This is a genomic window from Marinoscillum luteum (assembly GCF_044005705.1).
GTDB lineage: Bacteria > Bacteroidota > Bacteroidia > Cytophagales > Cyclobacteriaceae > Marinoscillum > Marinoscillum luteum.
On record NZ_JBIPKE010000014.1, the window covers coordinates 348,226 to 358,392 of the forward strand.

The 10,167-nt window shown below is 46.9% G+C and carries 10 protein-coding genes; 5 read left to right on the forward strand and 5 right to left on the reverse strand.

Going from position 1 to position 10,167, the window contains the following annotated elements; genetic code table 11:
* Window position 1: 1 nt before the first annotated feature.
* The 3 genes from hemH to ACHKAR_RS07535 form a co-directional block, all read right to left on the reverse strand.
* Window positions 2-1,012: a ferrochelatase gene (gene hemH, locus ACHKAR_RS07525; RefSeq protein WP_395416841.1), complete on the reverse strand. Its 1,011-nt coding sequence runs from the start codon at window positions 1,010-1,012 to the stop codon at window positions 2-4.
* Window positions 1,013-1,031: 19 nt separating this feature from the next.
* The gene (locus tag ACHKAR_RS07530) at window positions 1,032-1,625 is read right to left on the reverse strand and encodes a YqaA family protein (protein WP_159585316.1); all 594 of its coding nucleotides are present in this window, start codon (window positions 1,623-1,625) and stop codon (window positions 1,032-1,034) included.
* Window positions 1,626-1,709: 84 nt separating this feature from the next.
* Complete coding sequence (locus ACHKAR_RS07535) at window positions 1,710-2,354, reverse strand: hypothetical protein (protein ID WP_395416843.1); 645 nt, start codon at window positions 2,352-2,354, stop codon at window positions 1,710-1,712.
* 158 nt (window positions 2,355-2,512) lie between these two features.
* On the opposite strand from ACHKAR_RS07535, the gene ACHKAR_RS07540 reads away from it, so the two are divergent.
* From ACHKAR_RS07540 to ACHKAR_RS07555, 4 genes are read left to right on the forward strand one after another with little or no spacing between them, the layout of a single operon-like run.
* Window positions 2,513-2,734, forward strand: a complete 222-nt coding sequence (locus ACHKAR_RS07540) for a hypothetical protein (protein WP_159585312.1) — start codon at window positions 2,513-2,515, stop codon at window positions 2,732-2,734.
* Window positions 2,735-2,776: 42 nt separating this feature from the next.
* On the forward strand, window positions 2,777-4,480 hold the full coding sequence (gene recJ, locus ACHKAR_RS07545) for a single-stranded-DNA-specific exonuclease RecJ (RefSeq protein ID WP_159585310.1): 1,704 nt from the start codon (window positions 2,777-2,779) through the stop codon (window positions 4,478-4,480).
* Window positions 4,481-4,501: 21 nt separating this feature from the next.
* On the forward strand, window positions 4,502-5,233 hold the full coding sequence (gene lptB, locus ACHKAR_RS07550; protein WP_159585308.1) for an LPS export ABC transporter ATP-binding protein: 732 nt from the start codon (window positions 4,502-4,504) through the stop codon (window positions 5,231-5,233).
* Between the two features lie 32 nt (window positions 5,234-5,265).
* Window positions 5,266-6,756 (forward strand): GH3 auxin-responsive promoter family protein, encoded by a 1,491-nt coding sequence (locus ACHKAR_RS07555; RefSeq protein WP_395416846.1) that lies wholly within the window; start codon window positions 5,266-5,268, stop codon window positions 6,754-6,756.
* Here the strand turns inward: ACHKAR_RS07555 and ACHKAR_RS07560 are convergent, their stop codons facing one another.
* Window positions 6,757-7,899, reverse strand: a complete 1,143-nt coding sequence (locus ACHKAR_RS07560; protein WP_395416848.1) for a hypothetical protein — start codon at window positions 7,897-7,899, stop codon at window positions 6,757-6,759. It lies immediately after the preceding gene.
* Window positions 7,900-8,185: 286 nt separating this feature from the next.
* Complete coding sequence (locus tag ACHKAR_RS07565; protein WP_395416850.1) at window positions 8,186-9,223, reverse strand: RluA family pseudouridine synthase; 1,038 nt, start codon at window positions 9,221-9,223, stop codon at window positions 8,186-8,188.
* A gap of 26 nt (window positions 9,224-9,249) precedes the next feature.
* Here ACHKAR_RS07565 and ACHKAR_RS07570 point away from each other — a divergent pair, with 26 nt between their 5' ends.
* On the forward strand, window positions 9,250-10,155 hold the full coding sequence (locus ACHKAR_RS07570) for a 1-aminocyclopropane-1-carboxylate deaminase/D-cysteine desulfhydrase (protein WP_395416852.1): 906 nt from the start codon (window positions 9,250-9,252) through the stop codon (window positions 10,153-10,155).
* The last annotated feature ends 12 nt before the right edge of the window (window positions 10,156-10,167 follow it).

The window sequence follows — 10,167 nt, forward strand, 5'->3', positions numbered from 1 at the left end:
ATCAGACGCTGCGAACCAAATCTGCCAGGCACTCTACCCACAAAGGATCGTCATTCAGGCTTTCTACCAGATCCCACTGTTCGCCACCGGCTTTGATGAAGTCCTCTTTGTAGGTTTCTCCTACTTCCACTGTGGTCTCCAGACAATCTGAAACAAACGCCGGTGAGAAGGCCAGTACTTTCTTTTTACCCTTTTTAGCCAGGTCTTCCAGCACATGGTCAGTATAAGGCTTGATCCATGGGTCTCTGCCCAGACGGGACTGAAAACAAACGGTATATTTTTCTTCGGGAATCCCCAGTCTATCCGCCAGCAATCGGGTGGTCTGGTAGCATTGGGCCCGATAACAATACCGGTTTCGATCATGAAATTGATTGCAACAGGTGCCTAGTTGGCACTGCTCGCCCACTGAACCCTTCAGGATTTGACGCTCGGGTAAACCGTGGTAGCTGAAAACAAAATGGTCATAGTCGGTCTTTTCCATCCGCTTCTTCCCTTTGTTCACAATGACCTGTAGAAATTTCTCCTCCTCGAGAAACTGCGATGTGAATCTAATTTCCGGGATAATCTGCCAGGTTTTAGTGATCTCCATCACCTTATCAATCACCGAGCCAGTGGAAGCCGAAGCATACTGGGGAAACAAAGGAATGACATGGATTTTGCCCACGTGCTGTTCGCGTAATTTATCCAGCCCCACCTGAATAGAGGGACTTTGGTAGCGCATGGCATACTCCACCACATAGTCTTTCCCCAATATACTTCTCAGGGGCTCCAGAAGATCTTCTGTGTAATACTTCAATGGGGAACCACGCTCAGTAAACAGTCGCCTGTATTCGGCCGCCGACTTGGGTGCCCTGAACGGCGCAATGATAAGATTCACCAACATCCAGCGCGAAACAGCAGGGATATCAATCACCCGCTTATCAGTCAAAAACTCTCTTAAATATTTTCTTACATCACCCACCTTAGTGGAATCCGGTGTTCCCAGATTTACCAGCAAAACTCCTGTTTTCATTTAATTGCTTTTGTTTTGGCTACTGAAATATATTCGCCTCCCAAATAATTATCGCATAGACCGTGAAACGCAAAAATCGGGTCATAGACATCAAAAGAAACCTGCGATATCGATATTTCACCGCGCCCATCAGCATGCAGATACCTGCAAAAGGCAATGGCGTCAGCGCTGCGACGATAACCAGAAAACCTCCGAATTTGTTAACATGCTTTTCAAATTTGGCCAGATAGTTCTTTTGTAAGGTGCGGTACAGCTGCGTGGTGCTAAAGTGAGAACCGATGTAATAGCCGATGATGCCTGCCAGATAAGACAGGACAGAAAGGCCTGCCACATTCAGGATATATTGTTGGAGCACCTCATTTCGAAGCGACCAGATCATAAACAACTCCGGAGGGATAATGCCAAAAACGGTCTCTGAGGTAAAAAAAATGCCAAAAATAACAAAGGGCTTATCGTATAGTGGCCCCAAAACCCCCTCGAGTGAGAAGTTATAATTTGCCTTCAAATAGAAATAACCCCCAACAATAGCCGCCAGCCAGAGTATTCCCCTGAATAAGTTCTTTAAGAAAAAGCGGGTACGCTCCATGGCCTCCCTTTGCTCATCTGGCTGCATAAATCTTTGGGCAGATTTGGTGTACTTTGGGTATCCTCCAGAAAACGGATTCCCTGTGGATTTGTTGAAATTCTAACCGCAAAACTAAGATTTTTCCTTTTCCTCCACAGCTTTCCGGGCAGTCTTTACTTCTTTGTTTGGCTGACTATAGATTACTTCCCAATAGGGATCGGATAACTCGGTGTATTTTCCATGAAACTGTGTGAGCATTATTTTCACAGCATAGTTCAGCCTGTTCACCGCATCCTTGTAGTAATCAACTCTATTCTGAGGATGAAAAATGAAGAACTTCACGATAGGAAATGCAGCCGTTCTGAACTCACCCAATGCCTTCTTCACCGAAACACTCTCGCTCTCCAATGAGGCAATCGCCTCTTCACTGCATGCCGCCAGCCCCTTCAACAGTGCAGAATACAGTAGCTGTGTCTCCAGTCCCCCCTCCTCGTAAGTGGTTATAATATCCTCACAATGCGCTTTCAGGATCCGAAGACCCGGAAGACTTTTGACGGATTCTGTAAATACATCAGGTTGCCACAGAATTTCTCTGAAAGTGAAAATGGAAGGTAACAATTCGGTATCGTACTCCTCATCACTCTTAAGCCCCACGAGCACTTGCTGTGAAATATCCGCTACCACCACACTGCCTGCCACCAGTTTATAAGACCAGCCCTGCTCGTCGGCGCTGATCAGCTCAGAAAAATTCCATATCTCACTTAGTGCTATCTTCATAGAGAATTACCCGCCAATATATCCAAATGCGATAAATATAACCCAACTATTACCACAATGATAAACAGTAACTTCATCTGAATAACATATTCATAACGCCGAATGACGCAACCTTTTTGAGAAAATTTAGTATGCTTGCATAACACTTTCGCCTTGTTATGACCCGTAAAGCATCGCCCATATTCTTCGAAGGCACCAAAATCGTCAGACTTTCTGACCTTCCCTTCGCCCAGTCTACCCTTTTTTCCGGATGGCTGCAGCCCGTTCATTTCATCATACTCGGAGAGCGCAATGATTATGATTGTGTGAAGTACGAAGACTATGAATACTGGTACCAAAACTACTACGTAGGAGAAAAAGATTTGGACAATATCATTTAACTAGCCCCTCGCTTTTTCACCCATATTTTCTAATTTCCCCGAATGGAAAAAAGATGGGAGCTGCGGGACATTCCAAATACCGACTACCTCGAGTCTCTTTCGAAGGAGCTCAACATCAACAAAGACCTCACAGCCCTCCTCCTGCAGCGGGGCATTACTGAGTTTGAGCAGTCCAAAAGTTTCTTCAGACCATCTCTGAGCCATCTGCACGATCCCTTTCTGATGAAAGACATGGATAAGGCCGTCAATAGGCTGTGTGAAGCTATTTTTTCCAATACCAAGATTCTCATCTACGGCGATTATGACGTGGACGGCACCACTTCGGTATCCCTCATGTATGGCTTTCTTAAGTCCTTCTCAGATCACCTGGAATATTACATTCCCGACCGATACACAGAAGGATATGGCATCTCTACCAAAGGGATTGAATATGCCCATGACAATGGCTTTCAGCTCATCATCAGCCTGGACTGTGGCATCAGAGCAGTGGACAAAGCCGCCCTGGCCAATTCTTATGACATTGATCTGATCATTTGCGATCACCACATCCCTGGGGAGCAACTGCCTGAAGCCCATGCCATCCTGGATCCCAAGCAGCCAGAGTGCCCCTATCCATTCAAGGAACTATCAGGATGCGGAGTGGGCTTCAAGCTCTTGCAGGGCTTTTGCATGCAAAACTCCATCCCTCTGGAGCAGCTGTATCAACATCTGGACCTGGTGGCCGTGAGCATCGCCTCCGACATTGTGCCCATCGTTGGCGAAAACAGGGTTTTGGCATTTTATGGGTTGAAAAAGCTCAACCACTCGCCTTGTCCGGGACTCAAAGCGCTGATGGAAGTCAGTGGCCTAAAAAATGAAATTGACATTTCGAGTATCGTTTTTTACCTCGGGCCCAGGATCAACGCTACCGGGCGACTCACCCACGCCCATGACTCGGTGCGGCTGCTCACTGCCGAAAATGATAGCGAAACCGAAGCCTTTGCCAGCGTACTCAATGCCAAAAATGCCCAAAGAAAGGATTTTGACAAGACCATCACTGAGGAAGCCCTGAGCATGGTGGAGGAAGATGAAAGTCTGAAGCTTGCCAAGAGCACCGTACTCTTCAAAAATGACTGGCACAAGGGAGTGATCGGTATTGTGGCCTCCCGATGCATCGAAAAATACTACCGACCTACCATCATCCTGACCGAATCCAAAAATAAGGCGACAGGAAGTGCCCGCTCCATCGAAGGCTTCGACATCCATGAGGCCATTTCTTCCTGCAGTGACCTGCTCGAACAATTTGGTGGACATACCCATGCAGCGGGCCTCACCCTGCCACTCGAAAATGTAGCTGCTTTCCGACAAAAATTTGAAAAGATTGTTTCTGAAACCATCAATCTGGAAATACTACAGCCCAAACTGGAGATAGACCTGGAAGTAGATCTGAGTTTTGTGAATTACAAAAACTATATGATCATCAAGCAGATGTCCCCTTTTGGCCCACAAAACCTCAAACCTGTCTTTGTGACCAAAAATGTGAAGCTGAAATTTCCTCCCAAAATAATTAAAGACGAACACCTCAAGGCCTCGTTCTATCAGGAAGGAAACCACCTCGCCTATGAAGCCATTGGCTTTGGTTTGGCTGAAAAATCTGAAGACCTCCTGAACCATGAGGTCTTTCAGGTGGTCTACCAGATAGAGGAAAACACCTACCGGGGAAACAAAAGCCTACAGCTAAACATTAAGGATATTAAATTTGATTGATATCTTGCAAGGTCAATAGATATGGAATTACGAGCAGAGCATTTAATCAAGAAGTATAAGAAACGCCGGGTGGTTAATGACATCTCCGTGTCAGTGAACCAGGGAGAGATTGTGGGATTGCTCGGGCCAAATGGAGCGGGGAAAACCACTACCTTCTACATGATTGTAGGACTTATCAAGCCCAATGAAGGGAGCATCTTCCTGGACGAGGAGAATATCACTGACCTGGCCATGTACAGAAGAGCCAAAAAAGGAATTGGGTACCTGGCTCAGGAAGCCTCAGTATTCCGTAAACTATCAGTGGAAGATAATATCCTGGCGGTGCTGGAAATGACCAAGCTCTCCAAAGTGGAGCAAAAAGAAAAAATGGAGTCTTTGCTGGAGGAATTCAGTCTGACCCACGTCAGAAAAAACCTGGGCATGGTGCTCTCCGGCGGTGAAAGAAGAAGAACCGAAATTGCCAGGGCCCTGGCAGTGGATCCAAGCTTTGTCCTTTTGGATGAGCCTTTCGCAGGTGTCGACCCCATTGCCGTGGAAGAGATCCAGACCATTGTGGCTCAGCTCAAGAACAAAAACATCGGTATCCTCATCACCGACCACAACGTGGATGAAACCCTCTCCATCACCGACAGGGCATATCTGATGTTTGAAGGAAACCTCCTGAAAGCCGGCACGCCTGAGGAACTGGCTGCCGATGAGCAAGTGCGCAGGGTCTATTTGGGTAAGAACTTTGAACTCCGACGAAAGAAATAATGGAGATTCTTAATTCCATATTGACCTGGGTAATGAAGAAGAGGATTCACGACATTGAACTCTTCATGAAGTACCCGCACGAGGTGCAGGAAGAACTGCTAATGTCGCTGATCTCCCGCGCCTCAAAGACGGAGTATGGGAAAAAGTACGAGTTTGACAGCATCGCTACCCGCGAACAGTTTCGACAAAGAGTGCCAATAGTCACCTACGAGGACATTTTCCCCTATGTGGAAAAACTGATGCGTGGCGAACAGAATCTCCTCTGGCCTACAGAAATCCGTTGGTTTGCCAAATCTTCTGGTACGACCAACGCCCGCAGCAAATTCATTCCTGTGTCTAACGAGGCGCTGGAAGACTGTCACTACAAAGGAGGCAAGGATCTCCTCTCTATCTATGTCAACAATTATCCCGACACCAAGATGTTCACGGGAAAAAACCTGGTGATAGGCGGCAGCCAGCAGGTAAACCAGTTTGACAAAAACGCCAAATCGTACTATGGTGATGTCTCGGCTGTATTGATCAAAAACCTTCCTTTCTGGGCCCAGATGGTCAGAACTCCCTCACTGGATATTGCGCTGATGGAAGAATGGGAAGAGAAGATCGAAAAAATGGCACACTATACCCTGGATGAAAATGTGACCTCCATCTCGGGTGTCCCCACCTGGACGATTGTGCTCCTGGAGCGAATCCTGGAAATCAAAGGCGCAAGCTCTATCCTTGAGGTGTGGCCCAATCTGGAGACCTTCATCCACGGTGCGGTGGCGTTCACCCCATACGAGAAGCTTTTCAATAGCCTCATTCCTTCTCCGAACATGCGTTACATGGAGACCTACAATGCCTCCGAAGGGTTTTTCGGAATCCAGGATCGCACAGACTCTAAAGAAATGCTCCTGATGCTGGACTATGGGATCTACTACGAGTTTATCCCTAAGGAAGAGTGGGACAGTGATCAGCCCAAGACCATTAGTCTGGACGAAGTGGAGCTGGGAAAAAACTACGCCATCATCATTACTACCAACTCCGGCCTTTGGAGGTACAAGATTGGTGACACCATCAGGTTTACCTCTCTGGATCCCTTTCGGATCAAAATCAGTGGGCGTACCAAACACTTTATCAACGCCTTTGGCGAGGAGTTGATCATAGAAAATGCAGAGGAGGCCATCGCCGAAGCCTGTGAACAAACCGATGCGGAAATGGAGAACTTCACCGCCGGACCACGCTATCTGGAGGCCGGCACCAGAGGTTGTCACGAGTGGATCATTGAGTTTAACAAACAGCCTAAGGACCTGGATCAATTCAAGCGAATTTTGGATGCCAAACTCCGCGAAATCAATTCTGACTATGACGCCAAGCGTCACAAAGACATTGCGCTGGTAGCCCCTCTGGTACATCTGGTAGCCAAAGGCACTTTTTATCACTGGATGAAAAAACGCGGTAAATTAGGTGGACAAAATAAAGTACCCAGGCTATCCAATAACCGGGAGTACCTGGATGATCTGCTGGAAATGGTTGTGGCCAGATAATCACTTTTTCACCCGCAACACAAAGAGGTCATAATCTCCGGTGGATTCAATCCGATCAGATGAGAATACGGCCTCATTGTCCGAGCTTACCCTAAAGTCGAAATCATCATCCACAGTATTGATCGGGATGCCTGCATTGATAGGAGGCCCCCAAACATTCTTCACATCATCAAACTCCGAGTAATAAATGTCCCTCTTGCCTAGTCCGCCGGGTCGGTCAGAGCTGAAATAGAGGCGCTTATTGTCATCTGTCAGGTATGGGTAGTCCTCATTGTACCTACTACTCACCTGAGGGGAAATAGGTACCGGCTCCATCCATTCGCCGGTAGAGCGTAGCTTCAATGACTCAAATATCTCCAGGCCATTGTCTTCTGTGGGTTTTGAAAAGATCAAACGGGTCTTATACTTATTCATATAAATGTGGTGAACGCCGGCCAAATCCAGGGTCTCCACGGCAGAAAGCACTTTCCAGTCCTTCGCCCCAATTTCCATCTCGTTGAGCTGGTTGCTTTGCTGATTGTAGTACATAAACGTACCCCGAACATAGAGCAGGTTGAGATGGTCAACCTCCACGGGGGATTGAGAAATCACTTTTGGCGTGTTCCACCCATAAGGGCCCTTTTCCGTCACATAAATATCAAATTTTCCTTCCTCCAATCGATCCGAAGCAAAGAGGAGCTTCGTCTCATTCTCAAACAATACTCCAGACATTTCTGCAAAGTTGGAGTTGATAGGGCTTTCGAGTGGTGTCACTGCCACGGAAGTCTCAGCGGCATTGACAAATTGCAGTTTGAACTGCGCCTCCTGCCGATACGAGTCCAGCTTATTCATGCCCTCAGACATCTGAAGAAACTGGTTTAAATACTCTGACGCCTTGGAGAGGATATTTCTTCTCAGGTAAATCTTGCCCAGCCAATAGTAGTACAGCGGGTCCTTGCCTTTCTCGGCTTCAAACTCCAGATACGTATCAATGGACCGATACCGGTACTTCTTGCTCAGTAAAGCGCTGATGGTGGATTTGTATTTGACATCCGGGAGGTCTGAAATGTACTGAAAAGCGTCCACTGCCAGATCATACTTCTCCTGACGCATGTATGCATCTGCATCCTGATAAATTTTTACCTCACTTTGGGCGTGGGTCATCAAGGGAAGAAAAACTACAACCGAAATGAACACCCCTATGGATTGTATTTTTCCACAAATTACCATCTGTTTGCTGATTAGATAGTAATAAATTACTCAATTTCATGCAAAAATCATAATATGCCACTGTAGTATTTGCAATTGTGCTGAATAACGCTTTCATCTTGGGTGCACCCGGTTTTTGAAAAAACCTGAACGATTCTATCCATTCGTTTGAATTTTCTCAGAAATCCCGCAAAGAGTTGTGCTCAAACTCACCAAATACTAAAAATGCCTATCAATCGGATTATTGTTCTTCATCGTAGTGATTGACATAGTTTTCCCACTTTTCCAGCACCTGGGTGAAGTCTTCGGGGAGTTCAGAGTCGAAGCGCATTGGCTCCTTGGTGATGGGGTGAATAAAGCCCAAGGTCTTGGCATGAAGGGCCTGTCTCGGAATCATTTTGAAGCAGTTATGAACAAACTGCTTGTATTTGGTAAACACAGTGCCTTTCAGAATGGTGTCACCCCCATAGGTGGCATCATTGAAGAGCGGGTGCCCGATGTATTTCATATGTGCCCTGATCTGATGCGTACGGCCAGTCTCCAGGTTACACTTGAGCAACGTGACATACCTCAGCTGCTTCACAGTCTCGTAGTGGGTCACAGCATTTTTCCCAAAATCCCCTTCCGGAAAAGCAGTTGTGATCCGGCGATCCTTCAGGCTGCGGCCCACAAACACATCAATGGTGCCTTTGGCGGGTTCTGGCTCTCCCCATACGAGTGCATAGTAGGTGCGTTCGATGCTGTGATCGAAAAACTGGCGTGCCAGGCCGGTCATGGCAGCCTCTGTCTTGGCAATCACCAGAAGTCCCGAAGTATCCTTGTCTATCCGGTGTACCAGCCCGGGTCTACCTTCGTTTCCTTCCATTTCGGGAAGGTTCTGAAAGTGAAACGCCAGAGCATTTACCAGGGTACCGCTCCAGTTTTGGTATGCCGGATGCACCACCATCCCGGCTGGTTTGTTCACGATCAAGAGATATTTATCCTCATAGACGATATTTAACGGAATGTCCTCAGGGACAACATCCTCATCTCTGGGAGGCTCCGACAAATAGATATGTATAGAATCACCCGGATGCACTTTGTAGTTGGGCTTCACCAATTCCCCATTCACTTTAACAAAACCATCTTTAATGCCAGACTGAATCTTGGTGCGTGTGACGTTGGGCAACCTGTCCATTAAAAACTTGTCTACACGCAGTATGGCCTGTTTGGGATCTGCTATAATGTGGTGATGCTCAAATAAGTCCTCGTTCTGGTGCTCTTCCTGTGGGTCAATCATGGGGCAAATTTACCTAACTTCGCTGTATGGCTCGCATACCTTCTCCAATTGAGCAAATTCATGATCCTCTCTTTGAAGAAAAGGGTATGGAAGTCTGGATCAAGCGTGATGACCTCATTCATCCCCATATCATGGGCAACAAATGGAGGAAGCTGAAATACAATATTCTCCATGTGCGGGAATCCCACCTCGCCGGCATTGTCACGTTCGGGGGGGCATACTCTAACCACATAGCCGCCACCGCAGCGGCCTGTGCCGCGAATCAACTCCCCTCTATCGGAATCATACGGGGTGATGAGCTGTCTCCTGACAGCAACCCCACCCTTCGGTTTGCTTCAGACCAGGGCATGAAACTCCAATTCGTCTCCAGAAATGAGTACCGACAACTCAAGGAAAACCATCATCAACTCCAGCAGACCCATCCTGGCTATCTGATCCTGCCGGAAGGGGGCACCAACGAGCTGGCCATCCGGGGGTGTCAGGAAATCTGGACTGAAATAAACCAATCTTTCGACTATGCAATCACTTCTGTGGGTACGGGGGGTACGATGGCTGGATTGTTAAAAGCAATGAGTGGGGAGGGTAAACTGATCGGAATCTCCGCTCTTAAAGGGAATTTCATTCATTCAGAATTCAGGAACATGCTCCAGCATTACAACATTCCATTTGAAAATTACGAATTAATGGATCAATGGCATTTTGGTGGATACGGGAAGGTAACAGACGGCCTGGTGACATTTATTAATGACACTAAAGAAAAAATCAAAGTGCTTTTTGATCCCATTTACACAGCAAAAATGTACTTTGCGGTAACTAAACTCATTGAGACTAATTATTTCCCTTCCAACTCAAAAATAGTCCTGATCCACACCGGGGGCCTGCAGGGAATCGCAGGATTCATCGAAAAACAGAAGAAAAACATTTTGCTTTAGACTTATTTTGCC